General features: G+C 67.7%; 12 protein-coding genes and 1 pseudogene. 4 read left to right on the plus strand and 9 right to left on the minus strand.

Annotated features, from left to right (window positions below; all coding sequences use genetic code 11):
• Positions 1-34 precede the first annotated feature (34 nt).
• From Psi02_RS35525 to Psi02_RS35555, 6 genes and pseudogenes are all read right to left on the minus strand, one after another.
• Entirely contained in the window at positions 35-1,072 is a 1,038-nt protein-coding gene (locus Psi02_RS35525; protein WP_239095435.1) for a dipeptidase, read from the minus strand.
• 26 nt (positions 1,073-1,098) lie between these two features.
• Positions 1,099-3,254: pseudogene (locus Psi02_RS41325) on the minus strand (ABC transporter ATP-binding protein).
• The gene (locus Psi02_RS35540; RefSeq protein WP_203980260.1) at positions 3,251-4,219 is read right to left on the minus strand and encodes an ABC transporter permease; all 969 of its coding nucleotides are present in this window, start codon (positions 4,217-4,219) and stop codon (positions 3,251-3,253) included. The pseudogene Psi02_RS41325 and the gene Psi02_RS35540 overlap by 4 nt, the downstream one beginning before the upstream one ends.
• The gene (locus tag Psi02_RS35545) at positions 4,212-5,189 is read right to left on the minus strand and encodes an ABC transporter permease (RefSeq protein ID WP_203980261.1); all 978 of its coding nucleotides are present in this window, start codon (positions 5,187-5,189) and stop codon (positions 4,212-4,214) included. Before Psi02_RS35545 ends, Psi02_RS35540 begins: the two co-directional genes overlap by 8 nt.
• A 201-nt stretch (positions 5,190-5,390) precedes the next feature.
• Entirely contained in the window at positions 5,391-7,190 is a 1,800-nt protein-coding gene (locus Psi02_RS35550) for an ABC transporter family substrate-binding protein (RefSeq protein ID WP_203980262.1), read from the minus strand.
• Positions 7,191-7,300: 110 nt separating this feature from the next.
• Entirely contained in the window at positions 7,301-8,020 is a 720-nt protein-coding gene (locus tag Psi02_RS35555) for a GntR family transcriptional regulator (RefSeq protein ID WP_203980263.1), read from the minus strand.
• A 225-nt stretch (positions 8,021-8,245) separates the two neighbouring features.
• Here Psi02_RS35555 and Psi02_RS35560 point away from each other — a divergent pair, with 225 nt between their 5' ends.
• The 4 genes from Psi02_RS35560 to Psi02_RS40915 all read left to right on the plus strand — a co-directional run bounded on the left by Psi02_RS35560 (position 8,246) and on the right by Psi02_RS40915 (position 12,144).
• Positions 8,246-9,913 carry a CocE/NonD family hydrolase gene (locus Psi02_RS35560; protein ID WP_203980264.1) on the plus strand — a complete coding sequence of 556 codons (1,668 nt, stop codon included), beginning with the start codon at positions 8,246-8,248 and terminating at the stop codon, positions 9,911-9,913.
• Between the two features lie 67 nt (positions 9,914-9,980).
• Positions 9,981-10,988 carry a proline racemase family protein gene (locus Psi02_RS35565; protein WP_239095436.1) on the plus strand — a complete coding sequence of 336 codons (1,008 nt, stop codon included), beginning with the start codon at positions 9,981-9,983 and terminating at the stop codon, positions 10,986-10,988.
• The gene (locus Psi02_RS35570) at positions 10,985-11,902 is read left to right on the plus strand and encodes an ornithine cyclodeaminase family protein (protein ID WP_203980265.1); all 918 of its coding nucleotides are present in this window, start codon (positions 10,985-10,987) and stop codon (positions 11,900-11,902) included. Before Psi02_RS35565 ends, Psi02_RS35570 begins: the two co-directional genes overlap by 4 nt.
• A 113-nt stretch (positions 11,903-12,015) precedes the next feature.
• Entirely contained in the window at positions 12,016-12,144 is a 129-nt protein-coding gene (locus Psi02_RS40915; RefSeq protein ID WP_275415329.1) for a hypothetical protein, read from the plus strand.
• On the opposite strand, the gene Psi02_RS35575 is transcribed toward Psi02_RS40915, so the two are convergent.
• From Psi02_RS35575 to Psi02_RS35585, 3 genes are read right to left on the minus strand one after another with little or no spacing between them, the layout of a single operon-like run.
• A complete protein-coding gene (locus Psi02_RS35575; RefSeq protein ID WP_203980266.1) occupies positions 12,137-16,795 on the minus strand; it encodes a DEAD/DEAH box helicase family protein in 4,659 nt (1,552 codons plus the stop codon). The two genes, Psi02_RS40915 and Psi02_RS35575, sit on opposite strands and share 8 nt — an antisense overlap.
• On the minus strand, positions 16,792-20,130 hold the full coding sequence (locus Psi02_RS35580) for a hypothetical protein (protein ID WP_203980267.1): 3,339 nt from the start codon (positions 20,128-20,130) through the stop codon (positions 16,792-16,794). The genes Psi02_RS35575 and Psi02_RS35580 overlap by 4 nt, the downstream gene beginning before the upstream one ends.
• 53 nt (positions 20,131-20,183) lie before the next feature.
• On the minus strand, positions 20,184-22,181 hold the full coding sequence (locus Psi02_RS35585) for a GmrSD restriction endonuclease domain-containing protein (protein ID WP_203980268.1): 1,998 nt from the start codon (positions 22,179-22,181) through the stop codon (positions 20,184-20,186).
• Between the last annotated feature and the right edge of the window lie 386 nt (positions 22,182-22,567).

The raw sequence follows: 22,567 nt of genomic DNA on the forward strand, positions 1-22,567 counted from the left end.
ACTGAACGCGTCGGCCCTGGCGACTGTCCCTCGCCTATTTTGAACGGCCGAGCTCTTCGCGGAACAGCCGCGCCACGTTGGCCCCGAGCACCTTGGTCGCATCCGCCGCCGCCCAACCGCGGCGCATGAGCGCCTCCGTCACTGAGGGCAACCCCGAGGGGCCCTCCAATCCGGGAAGGTAGGTGATCGGGCCGTAGGCATCGAGCTCGCAGCAGGGTGGTGTCGTATCGGCGAACACCTCCTGGATGAAGTCAGGGCCGAGCCCGACGTGGTCAATGCCCGCGACCGAGGCCACGTGCTCGATGTGGTCGACGAGACGGTCAACGGTGTGGTCGGTCTCGTGCAGATAGGGCGCGAAGAAGTTGACGCAGACGACACCGCCGAGCTGTGCGATGCCGCTGATCTGGTCGTCGGTGAGATTCCGATGGTGGTCGCGTAGCGCGCGGGCGGAGGAGTGGGTGGCCAGCACCGGGCGAGTCGAGATCTCCAGGACGTGGTCGACGCCGGCGGCCCCGAGATGGCTGACGTCGAAGATCATGCCCATGCGCTCCATCTCCCCGACGGCCTCGACTCCTGCCAGGGTGAGCCGGCTGCCGGTGCCGTCTTCGCCGCTGCCGTCGGCCAGTGCCGTACGGCCGAAGTGCGCAAGGGAGGCGACCCGCACACCGAGCCGGTGCATCGTCTCCAGCAACTCGATGTCGTCACCGACTCCTGGAGCGCTTTCCAACGCCAGCACGAGCGCGATCCGGCCGGCGGCCAGGGCAGCGTCCATCTCGGCACCGTCGCGGCACATCATGACGGTGTCCTGGTTCTCCCCGGCCAGCCGATGGGCGGCCTCGATCATCCGCAGTGTCTGGCGGAGCGCGCCTTCGGGTCGGTAGGCGTCGCCGATGAACACCGGAAGCACCTGGACGTTCACGCCACCCGCACGAAGCTGGGGCAGCCAGCGCTCGCGGAAGAAGGACGCCCATCGCGGCACCGGACGCGCGACCACGGCCATGAGCAGATCGTTGTGCGTGTCGGCGACTACGGCGTCCCGGTGCAGTTCGCGCCAGTCATTGCCTGCGGTCACAGGGACTTCACTTCCTTCGGCGATGCTCACAGGACGGGGACGGCTTCCGCGAAATGGCACGCCACCGGATGGCCCTGCCCGCGTTCGGCGAGTTCTGGCGTCTCCTGCCGGCAGCGAGCTTGCTGAGCGTCGTCGAGCCGGTCGGCGAACATCGGGCAACGGGTCCGGAACCGGCACCCGGACGGCGGATCCGTCGGGCTCGGCATCTCCCCGCTGACGACGATCCGCCGGCGTTCTCTCTCCTTGCGGGGATCCGGGATCGGGATGGCCGAGATGAGCGCTTGTGTGTAGGGGTGCGCCGGATTGGCGAACAACTCTTCGCACTCGCCCGTCTCGACGATCCGGCCGAGGTACATGACCGCGACCCGGTCCGCGACGTGGCGCACCACGGACAGATCGTGCGCCACGAACAGGTAGGCGAGGCCGAGGCGGCGCTGCAGGTCGTCGAGCAGGTTGACCACGCCGGCCTGGATCGACACGTCCAGTGCGGACACCGGCTCGTCGAGGACGAGAAGCTTCGGTTCGAGTGCGAGAGCGCGAGCGATGCCGATGCGCTGCCGTTGTCCGCCGGAAAACTCGTGCGGGTACCGGTTGCCGTGCTCGGAGTTGAGCCCGACGGTCCGCATGAGCTCGGCAACGTACTGGTGCCGGTCCTCCTTGTGCACCCCGTGGATGCGCAGCGGCTCGGCGATGATCTCGTACACCGTGAGCCGGGGATCCAGCGACGCCATGGGGTCCTGGAACACGATCTGCATCTGCCGGCGCAGTCGCCGCATTCGGTCCGGGGGCAGGTTGGCGAGGTCCTGGTCCTCGAAGAGGACCTGACCGGAGGTCGCGCGACGCAGGCCGAGCACGGCGCGGCTTGTGGTCGACTTGCCACAGCCGGACTCTCCGACGAGGCCCAGCGTCTCACCCGGGTAGATCTCGAACGAGACGTCGCACACGGCGTGCACCGTGCCGGTCGTGCGTCCCAGCAGGCCGCGGCCGCGGACCGGGAAGTGCACCACCAGGTCCTGCACCGACAAGATGGGCCGGAGGGCATCGGGGCTCCCAGGCGTCGCGTCGTGATCGATCGAGGTCATGGGAGATCTCCTTCCCCGGTGGGCTCCCCGGCCGATGGCCGTCCAGGGTGGTCTTCGGTCCGCGCGTCCGCCGAGGTGGACGTGAACAGGTCGTGCGGCCGCACGCCGGCCAGGTCCTGGGAGAAGTGGCAGGCGGCACGGTGGGGATGCGAGGTCACGGTCACGAGCGGGGGCTCCTCCCGTTCGCACCTGTCCTGAGCGATCGGGCACCGGGGGGTGAAGGGGCATCCGGCGGGCAGGTTGACCAGCGACGGCGGCGACCCGAGGATCGGGAGCAGCCGCTGCGACCTGCTCGCGTCCAGGCGCGGCACGCTCCCCAGCAAGCCCAGCGTGTACGGCATCCGCGGCCGGTAGTAGATGTCCTCGACGTCGCCGATCTCGACCGGCTTGCCGGCGTACATCACGAGAACCCGATCGGCCTGTCCCGCGACCACACCGAGGTCGTGCGTGATGAGGACCATCGCCGCGCCGGTCTCCTGCTGCGCGGTCCGCAGCGCGTCGAGAACCTGTGCCTGGACCGTGACGTCGAGTGCGGTGGTGGGTTCGTCTGCGATGATCACGTCGGGCTTGTTGGCCATGGCGATGGCGATGACGACCCGCTGCCGCACCCCTCCGGACAGCTCATATGGGTAGCTGTCGACCCGCTGCCCGGCGTTGGGGACGCCGACGGTGTCGAGTAGCTCCACCGCCCGCCTGCGGGCCTGCGCCTTCGACACGTCGTTGTGGGCCAGGATGGCCTCGGCCACCTGGTAGCCGACCGTGTGGACCGGGTTCAGCGAGGTCATGGGATCCTGGAAGATCATGGCGATCTTGCTGCCGCGGAGCTTGTTGAGCCCGCTCTCCCGGAGGCCGACGAGCTCCTGCCCGCGGAAGCGGATCGAGCCGGTGATCCGCGCCGACCTGGGCAGCAGCCCCATGATGGCCATCGACGTCACCGACTTGCCCGACCCCGACTCCCCGACGATGCCGAGGATCTCGCGTTCGCGCAGGCGGTAGCTCACCCCGCGGACAGCCTGGACCAGCCCGTCGTCGGTGGGGAAGCTCACGGTCAGATCCTCGACGACCAGCACTTCCTCGCCCGTGGTTGCCGCAGTGCTCATGAGCGCACCCTTGTCTGGGTCGGGTCGAACGCGTCTCTCAGACCGTCACCGATGAAGTTGATGCTAAGAACGATGAGGATGATGAACGCTCCGGGGAAGTAGAACAGCCACGGCCGGGTGGACACGGCGGTCTGCGCCTGGCTCACCAACAGGCCGAGTGAGGTGTCCGGCGGCCGCACCCCGAATCCGATGAAGGACAGGCCGGTCTCGGACAGGATCGCCGCCGCGACGAGGATCGTGACGCTCACGATGACCGGGCCCATCACGTTGGGCACGAGGTGGCCGAAGATGATCCGCCGGTCCCGCGCGCCCAGCGCGCGAGCGGCCTCGATGAACTCCTTCTCGCGCAGGGACAGGACCGAGCCGCGCACGACCCGCGCGACGATCGGCCAGGTGAGCGCCGCCAGGATGATCCCGATGAAGAACCAACTGCCAGCGGACGTGCCGACCTGGGCGCCGAGGATGGCGGCGACCGCGATGGTCGGGAAGGTGAGTACCAGGTCGACGAAGCGCATCATGAGCGTGTCCGACACGCCCCGGTAGTAACCGGCGATCGCTCCGTATACCGTGCCGACGCAGGTCGCGGCGAGCGCGACGAACAGCGCGATCTCCAGCGACCGCTGGGTCCCCCGCATCACCATGGCCATCAGGTCGATGCCGGTGGAGTCGGTGCCGAAGGGGTGTCGCAGCGAAGGCGGCGCGGAGATGTCAGGGGTCAGCTGGTCGTAGGAGTAGTGCCAGAGCGTCGCACCGGCGAAGGCGAACAGCACCACCGCGACGAAGACCACCAGGCTGGCGACCGCGAGCTTGTGCCGCAGAAAACGGCGCAGGATCAGGCGGCCCTGTGAACGTGCCTCCACGGTGAACTCGCGGTCCTGGCCCGCGGGCCTCGCGGAGACGCCTCTCGTCGGCGTCACCCTCACCGCCCGTGGCCCATGATCCTCCTCCGGCTGGGTGCTAGGCATAGCGGATCCTCGGGTCGAGTACGGCATAGAGCAGGTCGGCTATCAAGTTCATCAAGATCACAGCGGTGCCCGCGATGAGCAGCCAGGCCAGCACCGGATAGACGTCACGAAGCCGGATGGAGGTGAGCAGGAGGTCGCCCATGCCGTGCCACTGGAACACCGTCTCGGTGACGATGGCACCGGAGAAGAAGGCGGCGAAGTCCAGCGACATCACGGTCACCATGGGCGCGAGCGCGGTGCGCAGCGCATGACGCACCAGCACGTGCCTGCGGGGCAGGCCCTTCGCCCTGGCCAGCCGGACGTAGTCACTGCCGAGCACCTCGAGCATGGACGCGCGGTTGAACCGGCTCCATGAGGCGAACGATGTGATCGCCAGCACAATGGTGGGCAGGATGAGATGCCCGACGATGTCACCGATCTGTGCTCCCAGCCCGCCGGTGGTCTCGATCGACCGGTCCCCGATCGTGTAGAAGATCACACGACCGGTCTGTAGGTTGAAGTTGACCGCGAGCTGCTTGAGCAGGATCGCGAACCAGAAAACCGGCATCGCGAGGAACAGGAAGCCGATTCCGGTGAGCGTGTAGTCGAGCGGCGAGTACTGCCTGGCCGCGCTCACGACACCGACGATGCCCGCGATGATGGCGGCGAGCAGGACCGCCAGCAGCACCAGCCGGATCGTCACCCCGAAGCGGGTCAGGATCTCGTGCCCGATGTTGATGTTCTGCACCGACGGGCCGAAGTCGCCGTGCGGGATCCCGCTGATCCAGTGCCAATAGCGCTCCAGCAGCGGCTGGTCAAGCCGCAGCTCGTGGGCCTGGGCGCGGAGCACGGACTCCGGCGGGGGAGGTTGTCGCGCGCGCAGCTCTGCGAGCGGGTCGCCGGACAGCGACACCATGAGGAACACCAGGAAGGTGGAGATCAGCAGGACCGGAATCGAGATGAGCAGGCGCCGAACGGCGTAGGCGAACATTGTGTGGTCTCCTTCCCACCGTCCGAGACGGGGGCGACTTCGGGGTCACCGTCACCGGGTCGCGGCCCGGCCGTACCCCGGGGCGGGGGCACGGCCTGGCCGCGAGGATTGCGACTCTTCGTGGGGGGCCTGACTGCACTTCGACAGTCAGGGCGCGTTGCGCGTGATGGCCCCGGAGCCGCCATCTGACCATGCGGGAGGCTAGCTGCCGGAGGCGAGCAGGCCCCACTCGGCCATGTTGTACGTCGGGCCGATGTAGTTGGCGTTGCTCCGGATGCCGCCGTACTTGCTGCTGTAGGCGAACAGGGCCGGCCGCTGGTAGAGCGGCAGCGAGACGGCGTCCTCGGAGATCTGCTTGTCCGCGTTGTTGAGGTCGGTCGTCACCGCCGCCGGGTCCAGGTTGGTGACCGAGTCCTTCAACCACTTGTCCACGTCGGCGTTGCCGTAGTTGGCGATGTTGTTGCCGCAGTACGTCACGCCCTTCGGGCACGACAGGTAGATCGGAGCGTTGATCGCCGCGGGGAACGACGAGCCGACCCAGGCGAACACGATGATGTCGTAGTCGTAGTGCGAGTCCTGGTGGACCTGGCTGGCGCCCAGGTTGTCCGTCGGCTCGACGTTGACCGTGATGCCGAGCGGCTTGGCGTACGAGGCGAACAGCGTGCCCTCGGTCTGACGCAGCTGGTTGCCCGCCGTGTAGACGAACCGCAGTGCGGGGACCGGCTTGCCGTCCGGCGCGACCAGCTTGGTGCCGACGCCGGTGTAACCCGCGCTCTGCAGGATCTGCTTGGCCTTGGCGACATCGGCCTTGCCGAAGCCGAGCGCGCCGACGTTGTCCTGGTAGCCCTGCTGCTGGGGCATGAAGAAGTGGCTGTTCAGCGGCTTGATGCTGGAGTCCATCTGACCGACAGTGCGGTCGATGATGCCCTGGGTGTCGACCGCGGTGAACAAGGCCTGCCGCAGCGCGTCACCGGCCGGGCTCTGCCCGAGGAACGGGTTGTTCAGGTTGAACTCGAAATGCTCCCAGAAGAAGCTCTGATCGAGCTGGTAGTTGACCCCCTGGAGCTGCTTCAGCTGGTTGAGCAGGTCGACCTGAGGCGCCGGGTTGATCGCCTGGACCTCGTTGTTCTGGAGGGCAGGGACCTCCTGGGTGGCATCGGTAATGATGCGGAAGATCACCTGGTCCAGGTTCGGGCCCTGGCCGTACCAGCTGGTGTTCTTCGCCTCGATGACGGCCTGGTTGGCCTGGAACTGCTTGACCGTGTACGGCCCGCCGGACCATGTCGGCGGCTTGTCGGCGAAGCCATGGTTGAAGCTCTGCGCGAGCCCCGCCGCCGTCTTGATGTCACCGTAGGTGGCGGCGATGTGCGCGGGCATCAGGAAGCTGAACAGCGTCTGCCACGCCGCGAACGGCTTGTCGAACACCACGGTCACGGTCTTGCCGCCGTCGGATCCGGTGACGGACTTGATCTGGTCGTAGCCGGCGTTGTACGCCACCTCGCACTTGGGGCAGTCCTTGGCGTTCTGGGTCTTCCACAGGTAGGAGAATTCATCGGCGCTGATCGGTGTGTTGTCCGACCAGACGGCCTTGGGGTTGATCTTGTAGACGATCGTCTGCGGGCTCGTCGACGTCTGGGTGGCGCTCACCATCAGGTCGGTGTTGAGCTTCATGGTCTGCATGTCGGGCTGCGGAACGAAGACGCTGGGCATGACGCCCGAGACAGCCTCCATGGACTGCACAGTGCTTCCGATGGGCGTCAGCGGGTTCCAGTTGTCGACGTTCGCCTCGAGGACGTACGTGAGGCTCCCGCCTGACTTGACCGGACCGTTGTTGACCGTGTTCGCGTCGCCCTGAATCTGCTTCGCGGCACCCGTGTCACCACCGCCCGCCGCTCCTGTACCGGTGGCGGCACCGGAGCATGCCGACATGGCGAGGCTGAGCGCGAGCGCGCCGACCACCATGCCGAGGCCCGTCACCGGACGACTCCGACCTTCTCTCATCGCGTGTCCTTCGTCGATCTTCCGGCCCCGGAGGGCCTACTGCGAACTGGGGGTTGGGGGTACGGAACATTCAGAACGGTCTCGGCAGAGCCGAACCATCGAGGATGAGGTCAGCCGGAATCGGAACCCGTGCCGTCGGCCAGTCCGGCCCACATCCCGCGGGCGTGCCTGATGTGCTGGGCCATCAGGCGCTCAGCCCTATCGGCGTCACCGGCTTCGACGGCGTCGAGCAGCAGTTCGTGCTCGCGCGCGGAGTCGATCAGATCGGGCGTGCCCATCATCTGCTGGAGGCCGTGTAGCCGGGTCTGGTTGCGCAGCCGCCCCACGATCTCCACGAGGTAGCGGTTGCCCGCCTTCGCGAGCAGGCCCAGGTGCAGGTCGTGGTCGTGGGCGATGAACGCGACCATGTCGCCGCCCGCCGCGCTCTGCTCCGTCTCCTTGGCCAAAGCCCGCAGTTCCGACAGGTCGTGGGTCGGCCGGGCGGCGGCGAGGTCCCGTACGGCCGGCACCTCGAGCATCGAGCGGATGCTGACCACCGCGTCCAGGTCCTCGTCGGTGAGGGTGCGGATCCGGAACCCGCGGTTGCGTACGACGTCGACGAGCTCTTCATTGGCCAGGTCGAGGATCGCCTCCCGCACCGGGGTCACGGAGACGCCCAGCTGAGCGGCGATGCTGCCGATCGAGTAGAGCTCACCGGCGACGAGTGTGCCGGTGATGATCCGCGCTCTGATCAGCCGGGCCGCCTCGTCCCGCAGGCTGGTCCGCGCCAGGACACCCAGCTCTCCCTGCCCGGGCTCGGCACCGTCGCCGAGCCCGCCACCGGCCGTCACGCCTGGCCACCGGGGCTGGTGTGGTCACACGATCCTGAGTGCAAGGTGTCATGCATGAGGTGTAAGGTACTACACCGTAAACAGACGGACAAGCAGGGGGAAAGCTGATCAAAAGCTGGCCTTCCGTCATTACTCCGGAACGGCCGCCGGCGTAACGCCCCGAACCTCGCTGACCGAACGCTGAAGGACAGGCAGCACATGACCTCGCCAGGCACTGAAGAAAACGTGCGACAGGAACTCAACATCCCGGTGGCAATGCGTGACGGCGTGGTGCTCGTCGCCGATGTATACCGGCCCGACACCGAAACACCCGTCCCGGTCATCGTCGCCCGCACGCCGTACGGGAAGAACACCGAGTTCGCCTACCGCAAGGCGATGTGGTGGGCCCGGCACGGTTACGCGTTCCTGTGGATGGACGTGCGGGGACGCGGTGACTCGGAGGGGAGCTTCCGGCCGCACCGCGACGAGCCGCTCGACGGCTACGACACCATCGAGTGGGCCGCCCAGCAGCCGTGGTGCGACGGACAGGTCGTCACGTGGGGCCAGTCCTATCTTGGCTACGACCAGTGGCTCACCGCGGTCGAGCAGCCGCCGAGCCTGAAGGCGATGATCGTCTACGTGCCGCCGTCCGATCCCTTCGTGGAGTGGCCGACCGGCGTGCACCTGCCGATGGAGGTGTGCTGGTTCCGGCTGATCGACGGCCGTTCCTACCAGTACATCGAGGGCATCGACTGGGACGCGGTCTACGAGCACCTGCCGCTGCTCACCCTGGACGAGCGCGCGGGATTCAGCAGCAAGCACTGGCGGGACGACCTCTCCCACCTGCCGTCGGACACCGAGTACTGGGGTCCCAAGTACTACCAGCACCGGATCGGCAACGTCGACGTGCCGACCATGCACGTCACCGGCTGGTACGACGACGTGCAGCCGGCGACCTTCATCAACTTCACCCGGATGACCCGGCAGGCGCCGTCCGAGGAGACCCAGCGCGCCCAGCGGCTCGTCGTCGGCCCATGGGACCACGGCCTCACCCGGCGGCGCGAGCGGACCCTCGGCCCGATCGACTTCGGCCCCGGCGCCGACTTCGACCTCGACGGCCACGAGCTGCGCTGGCTCGACCACTTCATCAAGGGCCGGGACAACGGCGCCGACGCCGACCCGCGTGCGCAGCTGTTCATCATGGGCGAGAACCAGTGGCGCAGCGAAGACGAGTGGCCCATCGCGCGCACCAACTACACCTCGCTGTACTTGTCCAGCGGCGGCAACGCCAACACCCGGTTCGGTGACGGCTCGCTGACCTGGGAGGTGCCGGGCGCCGACGAGCCCGCCGACACCTACCGCTACGACCCCGCCGATCCGGTGCCGTACATCACCTCGTCGACCTCACACCAGATCGGCGGACCGGACGACTACCGCGAGATCGAAGAGCGCGCCGACGTCCTCGTCTACTCCACCTCCGTGCTGGAGACCGACCTGGAGGTGACCGGCCCGGTACGGCTGAAGCTGTTCGCCTCCAGCGACGCGATCGACACCGACTTCACCGCCAAGCTCCTCGACGTGCACCCGGACGGCTTCTGCCAGCGCCTGCAGGACGGCATCGTCCGCGGCCGCTACCGCGAGGGGCTGGACGAGGAGCGGTTCCTCACGCCCGGCGAGGTGCACGAGTTCGAGATCCACCTGTGGAACACCTCGCAGGTCTTCCGCGCCGGCCACCAGATCCGGCTGGAGATCTCGTCGAGCACCTTCCCGAAGTACGACAGGAACCTGAACACCGGCGGGCCGCTGGCGACCGGAGTGGAGAGCAAGGTCGCCGAGAACAGCGTCTGGCACAACCAGGCCTACCCCTCACAGCTGATCCTCCCCGTGATCCCCGCGGCCGGCGCGACCAGCTGAGCCTGTGATCAGCGTGCCCCTAACTCCCGAATCCCCACCCCGACCTCCCCACCACGAGGAGAGAACTGTGCTCGAGATCAGCACCGTCGACTACCACACCGCAGGAGAGCCGTTCAGGATCGTCACCGGCGGCGCGCCCGACCTGCACGGTTCCACCGTGCTGGACCGCCGGGGGAACGCCGCGGCCGTCGAGCCCGACCGGGTGCGGCGACTGCTGGTCCATGAGCCCCGGGGCCACGCTGACATGTACGGCTGTTTCGTCACCCCGCCGGACGACGACGGTGCGTCGTTCGGCGCGGTGTTCTTCCACAAGGACGGCTATTCCACCGCGTGCGGGCACGGCACCATCGCACTCGGCGTCTGGGCGGTCGAGACCGGCCGGGTCGACGCGCCGCCGGACGGCGAGGTGACGATCTGGATCGATGTGCCGTCCGGCCGGGTTGCCGCCGTGGTCCAGGTGTCCGGCGGGAAGCCGCGGTCGGTGCGGTTCCGCAACATCCCGGCATTCGTCCACGCGCGTGACGTGACCGTGGACACCGAGGCCGGCGCCGTGCCGGTCGACATCGCCTACGGCGGCGCGTTCTACGCCTCGGTCCCGGCGGATCGGTTCGGTGCGACCGTCACCCCGGGCGACCTCCCCCGGCTGATCGCACTGAGCCGCCAGATCAGGTCCGCGCTCGACGCCCGCCAGGCCGCCGAGCACCCCGCGGATCCCCGCCTGTCCGGCATATACGGCGTGACGTTCTATGAGGACCTGCCCCGTCCCGCGGAAGGCGGCGCACATCAGCGCAGTTGCACCGTCTTCGCCGACGGCGAGGTGGACAGGTCGCCATGCGGCAGCGGGACCTCCGCCAGGCTGGCGCTTCTCGCCGACGAGGGCCGCCTGAGCGACGGGCCACTGGTCCACGACAGCGTTGTGGGGACGAGATTCCTCGGACGCGTTCTCGGCACCGAGACCACGCTGGGACGGGCCGGCTACCGCACCGAGGTCGAGGGCATGGCCTTCCGCACCGGTGAGCACCTTTTTGTACTTGACAGCGACGACCCGCTCGGCGAAGGCTTCACTCTGCGATGACCCACCCGCCCTACGTCGACCTACCGGCCATCACCGCCGCCGTGTCTCTCCCCGCCGCGATGGACGCTCTGGAGGAGGCGCTGCGCGCGGGATGGCCGGGGCAGGACCCGCTGCGCACGTCGGTTCCGACGCGGTCGGGCGAGTTCCTGCTCATGCCGAGCGAGGGACCACGCTACGTGGGGATCAAAGTCATCACCGTCGCGCCGGACAACCCCACCCGGCGACTCCCCCGCATCCAAGGCGTCTACGTCCTGCATGACGCCGACTCGATGACCCCGCTGGCGCTGTTCGACGCCGCCGCACTCACCATGCTCCGGACGCCCGCGGTGTCGGCCGTCGCCACGAGACATCTGGCCCGGCCGGACGCCACCGAACTGGTCGTGGCCGGCACCGGACCTCAAGCGCTCGGCCACGTCCACGCCATGCGGGCGGTGCGTCCCATCGAGCGGGTCGGCGTCGTCGGGCGCACGCCCGAGTCGACCGCCGCCTTCGCCCAGAAGTTGGGCGACCTGGAGATACCGGCCTACGCGGCCGGCGCCGAGGACGTGCGGAAGGCTCATGTCCTGTGCCTGTGCACGACGGCCCGCAGCCCGGTCGTGCCGGACACGTGGATCGGCGATCAGGCGCATCTCAACGTCGTCGGCTCGCACGAGCCCACGGCACGCGAGGTGGAGACCGCGACCGTGGCGCGGAGCCACGTCGTCGTCGAGTCACGTGAGGCCGCGCTCGCCGAAGCGGGAGATCTGGTGATGGCACTGGCGGACGGCGTTCCGCCGTCGGTCATCATCGCCGATCTGGCCGAACTCGTCCGCGGCGCGACCGTGGACACCGCTGGGATCACCCTCTTCAAGTCCGTGGGAACCGGCTGGGAGGATCTCGTGGTGGCCGCGCTCGCCTACGAGCGACTCTCGTAACGCGGCACGTATCCGGATCGGTCCCCGTCACGAACGCCATGGCCGTCAATCCTTCCTCCGCGGCGCCGTACGCGGAGGAAGGATTATGGGACTGCGAGAGTATGACGCGCCGATTGGCTGCCACACTGACGCCGCTCCACGATGTAACCCTGGAGAGGCTCGCTCTGCTTCGCGACGATCCGGCGGAGTATCTCGACGTTCAGGACGCCGCGGCGGAGCGACTCAACCAGGCGATCAGGTAGCAACGGCGAGGCCTCGGCCGTCCAACAGGGAACGAAGCACCATTACAGCTGTACCTCGGCTGAGGTCTTCGTGGTAGCGCTGGTTGCGGAAGCTCCTCAGGCACCCATAGCAGGATGTCTCCTCCCCGCATTCGCAGTTGGCCACCCGGGAAAGTGCGGACTCAGCAACCTGCTCGAGCGAGCGTGCGATACGAAGGACGCTGCCCGCCCCTCCGGGCACGGCGTCGAACATGACGATCCCGAGCCGACCTCCCGGCCGGGCGAACAGAGCACCGTCGATGTCGTCGCGGCTCAACTCCAAGCGCTCTGCCGCACCTTCGAGCAGCGCGTACAGGGCTGAACGCCAGTGCACAGGGCCGGCGGACGGCGGCATCGCGAGATGGTCGAAGCTCAGGTCCAGAATGTCGGTCTCGTAGGGATGTGCGAGCGATCGCAGCTGAAGCGGGCCGGTGCAGTCCGTGCCGCGCAGCAGGTGGGTGTGCGTCTTGCCAGTCTTCGCTCCCAGGGGAACTCCGGCGCCGCACCAGTCGCAGATCAGGTAGCCGACCCCCGTGGTGCCCTCCGAGACGGCGATCAGCCGGCCACGTGATCCGGCACTCCCGCGCACGGTCCCGCCGTTCGCAGTCTTCCAGGTGAACTCTTCGACCTCCTCCGCCGCCAGGGACAGGACATGCGTGGCCCCGTTCCAGCTGCGCCTGGGCGGCGTGGTCGTGGTCTTGGACGCCTTGGCCTCGGCGACGAACCCGAACTCGGGCACGTAGTACTGCCGGGGCGCGCTTCTCGCGACGTTCGAACACAGAGGACAAATGGGGTCGAGCTCGTCGTCGCTTTCCCGGTAGTGCTGGCAGTGCTCGCAGATCGCGTAGAACTTGCCGACAAGCTCCCGGTCCGGCAGTCGGTACACCCCTCCAGACCGCCACAGCAGACCGCCCGCCACGACCTCGGCGCCGGGTGCGTACTCGTAGATCGCAGCCGACAGGTCCCGGGTGAGTTCCAGCTTGGCCCCGACCGCCTCGCCGGAGTAGCTGGTGCGCAGCTCGACGGTGTCGACCGGGAATCCGTACTTGGGCAGCACGTTCCGATTCGCGAGATAGCCGAGCAGATCTCGCTGGGTGAGCGTGTTGATCGTCTTCGCGTATCGGGCCACAAGATGGTCCTTGCGCTCCTCGTACGCCTTGCGGCGACGCTCTTCGAAGATCTCCACATCGAGGGTGAGCTGCCGCCCGACCTCGTCCAGCAGGCGGGCCAGTTCGTCCACCCATTCGCCGGTGTTGACGCCGATTTCGCGCTGGACCCCGGGTGGGAGCACCCGCATCAGAGATTGGAGGACTTCCCGCGGAACTGGTGTAAGGAACGATCGAACACGCGACGCAGGTGCGCCCTTACCGCCGGGAAGGAAGAAGTCCCCCGCAGTGCTCCACGTCTCCCCCGTCGTCTGCCTGGCGTCACGGAAGAACGCAGAGAGCGCAATCGAGTGAGCATGTCGCCGATCGATGCGCTCATTTCCGAGCGGCACGTACGGCGCCCGCACCTTGCCCGCGATCATCGACACGGGGTCCTGGAACCGGGACAGGTCATGGGAGCGTCGCTGCGCGTAAGTGACCACAAGAGCCGCCGAGTCGGTACGCCGTCCTGCCCGCCCCGCCCGCTGCACGTAGTTGGCCGTTGTCGGTGGCATGTTGCGCAGTACCACCGACTGCAGCTCGCCCACGTCGACGCCGAGTTCGAACGTGGTCGAGCAGGACAGCATGTTGACCTCGCCCCGCAGGAACTTCTGCTGGATGTCCGCCGCTTCGAGGCTGGTCCACTGGGCCGTGTGCTCGCGGGCGACCAGAGGCACCGGCGTCACCGACCGGTAAACGGATCGGTAGTGATTGTCGTCCTCACCGGCGACCGGAACGGGGAAGGACTCGAGCGTGCCCCCGCATCTCATCGTCGGGCATACTCCGCGGACGGATACGGCCGAGACACGCCGGCACACTCCGCACCGATACACAGGACTGTCGACGGGTGAAAGCCGCAGCCACGTGTGATCCACCTGCCGGACCGTCCCCAGCCCCCGGACAGTCTCGGAGGCGAGCCACCCGTAGCGTTGCGCGGTGATCACCTTCCAACAGCCACGGAGCACATCCTTCGGGTCGGCGTCGGACCCAAGCGCTGTGAGCACCCGCTGGACATAGTCCAGGCGCCGGTTGACACCGCGTGTGGGCAACCAGCTGAGCACCTTCCGGGTCGGCTCGGATCCGTCCTCGCGAACGAAGAGCGGCCCAAGCCGCGGGGCGAATGCCTCATCTCGCGGATCGACCTCGTCGGGCATGTGGAGCACTCCGGACTGGCGTAGCGTACGCAACAGTTCCGACAGCAGTCCCCAACATTCGTCGTCGGACAGCCCGAGGGCTTTCAACCCGGCTGGGGTCGGCCACCGGGACTCGCGGTCGAGGTCGACACGGATCAAGCCGAGCCCTTCCAGGGACTGCCGATCGTCCATCGCGACGAGTTCCTGCATGATCCACAGCGCGACCTCGCGTTCGCGCTGCTGCCTCGTCATACGCCGCTCGAACACGTGGGCGCGGTCAGCCGCCTTGGCGACGTAGAACGTCAGGTCCGCCACGCTGACCGCCTCGCCGTCGCGGGTGGCCGCCTGCAATCCTTCCAGGAGGAGCCGCCGATGCTGGATGCTCGCGTAGCTCGACTCGAAGTACGGGGCGAAGAACGCGGCGGCCTGCCTGCTGTCGCTGAAGGACAGCAGCTTGCGGCCCTCTCCCGGTTGATCGGCGATCTCGTCCTTGCTGGCTGGTGGCAGCGCTTGATAGAGGGCGGTTGCCAGAACGGCTACCGCCGCGTCGTTGCCGCTCTCGAAGAGCCGGACCGAGCCTGGGCCTCGTGCGCCGCAGACGCCGCAGCCCTGTGGCGAGTCGTGGAGGGTCCTGATTCTGTGGACCGGCCAGAGCGAGGTCTCAGAACACTCATTCCGCAAGCAGCCCAGAGGACGATGAGACCCAGCGTGCAGTGCGCCGCAGGTTGGGCACAGATAGGCCATGTCGGCCTTGATTTCCGGCGTGCCCTCGATGTCCTCGTCGTCCTCGTCGGCGACCACCGGGGCGTCACCCAGAAGCAGCCACACTCGCTGCTCGTCCTGCCTGATCCTCGGAGCGAAGACATAACCACCATCGCCGTGCCGTACCGCCCCGACCAGGTGGACGGCGCCGCAGCGTTTGCAGGCGCCGAACTCGAACATGGCGCCCTGGCATGTGCCGCAGATCTCGTGGCGACCTAGCGACACGTGCGGCCCGCTGCCGGTAAGGCAGGTGAAGGCGCCCTCGGTTGCTCTCGCGAACAGGTGGTACCGGGCCGAAAGCACGGGCGAGGCCGACAGGTCACGTACCCTGCTGCCAACGGCGACCACAGCTGCCAGCGACTCCGCCGGCCGGTCCGCGGGGTCGAACAGCAGCGGCGCCAGCTCTCCGAACATCTGAGGGCCTGCGGCGAGACGCTCACGTAGGTCGGCCATGCCCTGTTCGTGCGCCAAGACGAACCCGGGGTCGTCACCGACGAAGCCGCGTTCCTTGGCCAGCACCAAGATCTCCGAGCCGGGGTCCTCCGCCTGCGCGAGCTGCCGGTAAAGCTCGGCCGGCAGCGGCCCCCAAAACGGCGCCACCGGGAGCTGCACCCGGCTGGCACGCACGAGGTCCCGCCGAGAGACGTCCTCGGGGACCCACTCGAATGACGCGTCGAACAGCTTGGTGGCAAAGTCGGTGACGGCCGTGGGATTGTCGCCCACGGTCGCACTCGTGGCGATGCACTGCAGTGGCTGGTCCGGCGCGACACGATCGTGCAGGCGGCGCAGCAGCATGGCAAGCTCAGCGGCCTTGGCGCCGTCGTAGACATGGGCCTCGTCCAGCGCGATGAATCGCCAGCTCCGCCCCTCGAACAGATCCAGGTCGGCCGGGCGGAGCAACAGGTACTCGAGCATCGCGTAGTTGGTCAGCAGGATGTGGGGTGGGGCTGCCCGCATCTCGTCACGACTGAGCAACTCGTTCGGCAACCGCTGCGCACCCGGATTGAGCGCCTCAAAGGTCTCCGCGGCTACGCGGGCGCTTGCTGGCGTGTCGCCGGTGTAGCGGCCGAAGGTGATCTGCGGGACCTGCGCGAGAAGCTGCCGGAGGCGCTTGAGCTGGTCGTTGGCCAGCGCGTTCATCGGGTAGAGCAGCAGAGCCCGCACACCGGGGCCGAGCTCACCGCGCGAATGCTCGGCGATGAGGGAGTTCAGGATCGGCAGCAAGAAGCTCTCGGTCTTGCCGGACCCGGTACCCGTGGCGACCACGATGTTCCGCCCGCGCGCCGCCTTCCGCAGAGCCTGCTCCTGGTGCTTGTACAGGGGCCGATCCAGCGGCAGCTCCGGACCGCCCAGCGCTGTGAAAGCCGGGTCGAGCACACCCTCCCTGATGAGCTGACGTGGGGTCGCCCCCGTCGCGTACGGCGGGGTGGCCTCCAGCAGTGGCCCCTTGGTCAGCATGGGGCTGCGGGTGATCTCGGCTGCCAGCGCCTCGGCGATGCGGGGCTCACGGACCGGTAACAGGGAGCGCAGGTAACGGCGGTAGCTCTCGACGATCAGCCCGCTGGTGGACAACGCGTCCAGAGTATTGGTCACTGCATCTCCGTATTCGCCCGGCTGACCAACAGCTCGGCCAGCACGAGATCAATGGTCACGAGATCGGGAGCGATGGCCGCCAGCCGGGTCCAGTCGGCGCGAAAAGTCTGCTCCGCCGTACGGCACTGCGCGTCGCCCCGGGCGGCAAGCCGCGCGACCATCGCGAAGGCGATCGACGCAGCCGGGAGGCTACGCCATCCTCCTAGCCCCTCCGGATTCCTGCGCTGGTCAAGCTGCGGAAGGAGGTCTAACCGCTCGGCCCGGCGCAGCACAGCATCGGCGGTCTTGACGGCGTACAACGCCATGCTGCCGACCTCTCGGGCGCCCGCCTCGCCGCGCGCGTCGAACAGCCGCCGTGCCGCCGACGCACGGGTATCGGCGTCGAGGAGGGCCCGGGGGACGACGTTCGCTGCGCGCCAAATGCCTTCAATCTGCTGAGGGGTCATGTGGACCAGCCGGTCGGCGTCCGCCCCGAAGCGGCCCACGCCGACGAACGGGTCGGCTCCATCGGCCACGATCTCCCTGAGTACCTCGCCACACTGCCGCTCGGCTGCGGCGAAACAATCCTCGTCCTGCAAGCCGCCCGCGAGCGCGGCGACCGCCGGCACGACCGGCCACATCCTTCTTGCGGCGTCCGCGTTCACCGTGGCCGGTACGGCTGTCGCGGCCAAGCCTGAGGAGATCAGACAGGCCAGAGTGCGCGCGGGCTTCAGGCCAAGGCCGACCAGTGCGCTCTGAGCGTCGAAAGGACGCCGCTGAATCGGCTGCGAACAGGTCATGAGGAACCGCTGCAGATCGGAGGCAGGCCGCAGCCGCTCCGCCAGGTCGATCATCATCCAGACACGCCACAGACCGTCGACTTCATCGGGGAAGTCGCCTTCTCCCGAGATGAAACGCGCCAGCGCCGTCTCCTCCGGGTCATCGGAGATGACGTGTCCGTCTCCGCCCACCATGAGGTACTGCTTGGGCCAGCGTGGCCACTCCACGGGCACCCACGGGTCGTCCACCTGCAACAGCACCAGCAGCGGCCCGGCATCGCGCAACTCGAGAGGTAACGGGACCGACCCGTCAGCATCTACCGGCTCGACTATTGGCTCGCGCCAGGGCGCGGTGGACGCGTAGATGCCCGCCGTGAGCCCGTCCACCGGCACGTGGTCGACGAGCCGGAGGTGATCTCCCTCGCGTTCAGCCGCGTGTGCGAGCTGGCGCGGCCGTACGCTCCCGACCCGGATGACGTCGCTGCCGACCTCAAGGAGAAGGTCGGCCAGCTTGTGCTCGGCAATGGTGTCGGCGATCTTCACGAGGTCGAACCGGGCCGTCCCCTCCTGCGGCCGCCCGCTCGCCGGCAGGTCCTGTACAACATTGCCCCCGACGACGACGTGCAACGAGGGCAGCGCGAAACGTGTCTCGGGCACGCGGACGAGCAGGGCTCCAGGTGCATCGGCGAACGAGTCGGCGGGAATGCGCAGCGGTCCAGCCCGCCAGATGGGCGACTCGGCCTCTCGCTCGTGCATGACCTCGACGCGAGGCGGCGTGACGACCAGCGGCTCCGTCTGCTCACCAGTCCGATACTCCGCGATCGCCGCCAAATCTGCCGAGCCGTATGAGATGGCCCGCGGCGCTGCCTGCGCCCCCACTGCCGCGGTGAGCTCCGCCTTCCCCTGGGCGAGCCCGGCCGCGCCGAAGAGGCGCACCCGCGGAGTGAAGCGGGCGCCAAGTCCTTCCGCGACGAAGACCGTCCGCTTTGCCCCGCGGCCCAGCGGTCCACGGACCACGATGTCGAAGGCTCCCAAGACCGGGCGGCTGGGGAACGCGTCTTCGATCTCGGTGATCGACAAGGGGCCGCTGATCGTGTGGCTGCTGGACATGACCGCCTCGTCGCTCCCGACCCGGCGGACGTCGACCTGCCAGGTCGTCTCGGCTCCCTCCTGGCCTGGAAGCCAGACCTCTGGCATCTTCGCGTAGACGGGACTCCCATACGGCGTGGTGACACCGGCGACGGGATCGCCGGTCACGATCCGCGGACGGGTATAGCCGCGGACGGGCCTGCGGCTGCCGGGAAGCCCGGCCAGCCCCAGCGACCGGACGCCTTCCAGGGAGACTTGCCGCAGCCGCCACCCCGTCCAGCCCAGCGGCAACTGCCCCTCGATGGTCACGGCCAGCGGGCCGTCCGTTGTGAGCTCGTGCTCGCCGGGATAGGCGACCCAGACCACGTCCGGTGGCAGTGGCATCGTCGCGGGAAGCCGTCTGCCATCCTCAGCGAACACCAGCATCGGCGCAGCCGGGTCGATCACCTGCAGCTCGGTTTGGTGCTGCCAGCCCGCCAGCGCGACGACGGCGGTCCGCACCGGCTTGAGCAGGCTGAAGTTCGTGGCGGGCGCGGCCTCGGCCACCCCCACCCACTGAGCGCGGCTGCGCACCGTGCTGATGACCCCGTCGGCTGTCACGGTCCACGTCGCCAGACCGTCAGGCGTGTCGCCGACCGCAGGCAGGACAACCTCGACGCCACGACCGAACGGATCGAGGGCGATCCGGGGCCGTTCCGCCCTGGTGCGGCTCTCCCCCGATGAGCTCGGAACACTGAGGTCGAGCTGTCGCTCGGCCGCCAGTTCCTGGGCGCGGGCCAGCACCCGGGGTGGAAGCGCAACGCCATCGAGGTCCGGAGCCGGATCCCTGAGCCGGTCGAGCAGGTCGAAGGTGCGCTCCACGAAGTCCAACGCGAACTCCGTGCCGTGCTGCAGGAACCTGCGGGCCGGCACATCGAGGTTGTCGAGCCGGTGTTCAGTCCCGGGCGACGTCGCCCAGGCAAGGAACGCCTCGGCGTCGAGCCCCCGGTCGCTCACTCTGCGATGGGCGATGAGGCGGAAATAGTCCTCCAGGCAGTACGTGGGAATGCCGGTGTGCATGAGGATCGGGCCGACGTACGGCATCGGCATGCCCTGGAACGTCGGCATGCCAAGGGCGTCAACCGCGTTGGCGAAGCCCTTACCCCAGGTGGCCTGCTCCTCAGGCAGTCCCCGGTATCCGACGGCAGTCCAGAGATCTCGCCAGAACTCCCCGCGCCGGTAATGGCGGGCGGCGACGGCCGTCATGGCCACGGCCACGCAGGCAGGCCATCGCGTGAAGAAGGTGTGTGGCTTGCGCCCGCTGGCGAGCCACTTCGAGTAAACCCTGCCGAGGACGGCTGCGACCTGCTCGCTGTGCCCGTCCTTGATGTCGACCTCGGCGACTAGGGAGGAGCCACGCAGCCGTTTCGACCATGCCCCCTCCCGGAGGTTCAGCAGCTCGGTAGCGCCGACCTTCCTGGCAGGACTTCCGTCTTCAGCCTCCGCCATTTCAGGCCTCGACGCGATTAGTCATGACAAGTACCACTATTCCTAGATACGGATCATTCGATGTTGGTGACGGGGAAGGGGATCGGCTCGCCCTCCCACGGGCGAGGCTCGATGCTGAGGCACTGGGACAGCGGCTGGGCGTCGCCCTTCTCACGGTCCAGCGTCTTGCGCCAGGCCTCGATGGTCCCCGACACGACGAACGGCCCAATCGGAATCGTGAGGGTGTCGCTCTCGACGCGGACTGGGACGATCTCCTTCGATATTTCGATGTCGCTGTCCAATCCGCCGTCGGCGGCCTCGATGGCGGCTTCGAGTTCGGCAAGGCCGAGCGAGCCGGTCCATTCGAAGTCCTCTCCGGTGGCCCTGGCCACGATCTGACCGGAGTCCCACGAGCTCTGGAAGAGCTGGAACTCCAGAGCGCAACCCGCGAGGGGATCCGCCTCAGTCACATCCTCGTCCAGCCACTTCGGCCGGTAGCGGTCTATCAGCGCGGTCATCGCGTCGGCCAGCAGCGCACGGCGGGCGTTCAGGAAGTCCCGGTAGGCATCGGCGTGCCGCAGATTCTCGTCGTACGGCACGAAGTGCGCGGCCAACTCCGCCTTGGTCAGCGGCTGCTTCTGGTCGGTGAAGTAGTCGCTCGGAGACCGGTCACTGATCTTTCGATTCGCCTTTCCGGAGATGAATGCCAGGTTGGCCAGGTCATTGATCTCGGTCTTGCTGTAGCTGCCGGGGTGGTTCTTCAGGGTGGCCTGCGGATGGATGTGGTGGTATTCGAGCTTCTGGCCGGCTTCAGCCGTGGCGGAGATCTCGGTGCCGTACCACCAGTCGTGTGCGCCGGCGTGCTTGGCAACGAGGTAGCTGAGGAAGAAATACGGGCTGCCGACTGTGCGCCCGACCAGATCCTGAGGAGTCACCTCGATGCGCGCGCCTCGGATGCCGAGGTTGCCCAGCAGCTGCTTAACCGGCTCACTCTCGCGCGCGGCGGGAATGTCCTGACCCAGTCGGGTGTCAGCCGAACTGCTGTAGCGGTTGCGGATGTTGGCGAGCAGGAACCAGTAGATGATGCCGTTGGTCGTGTCCTCGTCCATTGGCTCGTCCGGGCGCTCGCCGAGCAGCACGATGAGCGGAAGCAGCGCGACGTGCGAGGGGATCAGGTTGCTGTTGCCGACCTTCAGATTTTCGCGGAGCAGTGGGATGAGGTGACGCAGGCCTCGCTGGACGGTGGCCCAGCCGGTCTCGAGCTCTTCATCGCTGGCCGCGATCAGCCGTCCATGTGACCACGTGGACAGGCCTCGGCCGAGCACCGTGCCCGTCAGTGCACGAGTGAGGAACGTGACGTCGAGATCCTGGTAGTGCTTCTTGGCCCAGTGCTCAGCCTCCTCTTCCAGCTTCTCCAGCGTCCCGGGCCAACGAGCGGAGAGCGTCGCGAGCGCGAGGTCGCTGGTCTTGAGCGGGCGTCCGCTGTTCACCCGGACGAAGATCTGTGCGATCTCGTCGTACGGAAACTCGGTGAGGATCTCCATGTGGAACGCCCTGGAGCGGATCGCGGCCAGCCTGCCCACGCGCTCCCCAATGAGGTCCGGATCAAGCGCGGGGACGGCGTTGTGGAGGCTCGTGACGAGGGGGAACTGCTTGACACCGGGCCGGACGATCTCGTAGACCTTGATCCACCTGGGATCTTTGGCCGTCGCCGCACTCTGGTTCTGGAACGACTCGGTCTCGACGTTGAAGACGATCTGGGCGTCCTTGTGATCATTGAGCACCCGGTGCAGCGAAGTCAGGCGCTGCTGCCCGTCGAGAAGGTAGAGCGGCTGTACGGCGGGCTGGCCCTGGGTTTTACCGATCGCGAGCCAGCGCGTGGCCGGCGCCTCCGTCGTTCTCCAGAACAGCAGCGACCCGGTCGGATAGCCGCGGTAGAGCGACTCGACCAGCTTTGCGACCTGGGTCGGCTTCCAGACGTAGCCCCGCTGGATCTCCGGCAGCAGGATCTCCTTGCTGGAGATCTGCCCCACCAGGGTCTGGACGTCTTTTTCTGCCTTCTCGACCGGCATGCGAGCTCCGTGTCATCAGTTGGGGGCCTGACCGCGCCTGGCATGATCAATTGTTGATGCGAGTTTCCCGTACAAGTGCATCGAGCTGAGCGGACCGTTGATTACAGAAAGTCGTGATCACGGCTTCCCGTCGGCTCCGTTCTCAGAGTCCGGGGTACACGCCTGCCCGTGCGGAGCGGACAGGCATACAACCCGGCTCACCGATCCTCGTCGTAGTCACTCTGATAGTGGTCGGTGCGCCACAGGCCGTCGCGGACGGCGATGCCAGTGATGGCGACGGTGACACGTCCACCTCACACGCCCAGGACGACCCGCGTAGCCGCCGCGACCAAGCCTGCTCACCTAGGTCGAGCAGCTCGGTAGCGCCGACCTTCTTCACCGGCTGG

The organism is Planotetraspora silvatica, from assembly GCF_016863315.1.
GTDB classification, from domain to species: Bacteria; Actinomycetota; Actinomycetes; order Streptosporangiales; family Streptosporangiaceae; genus Planotetraspora; species Planotetraspora silvatica.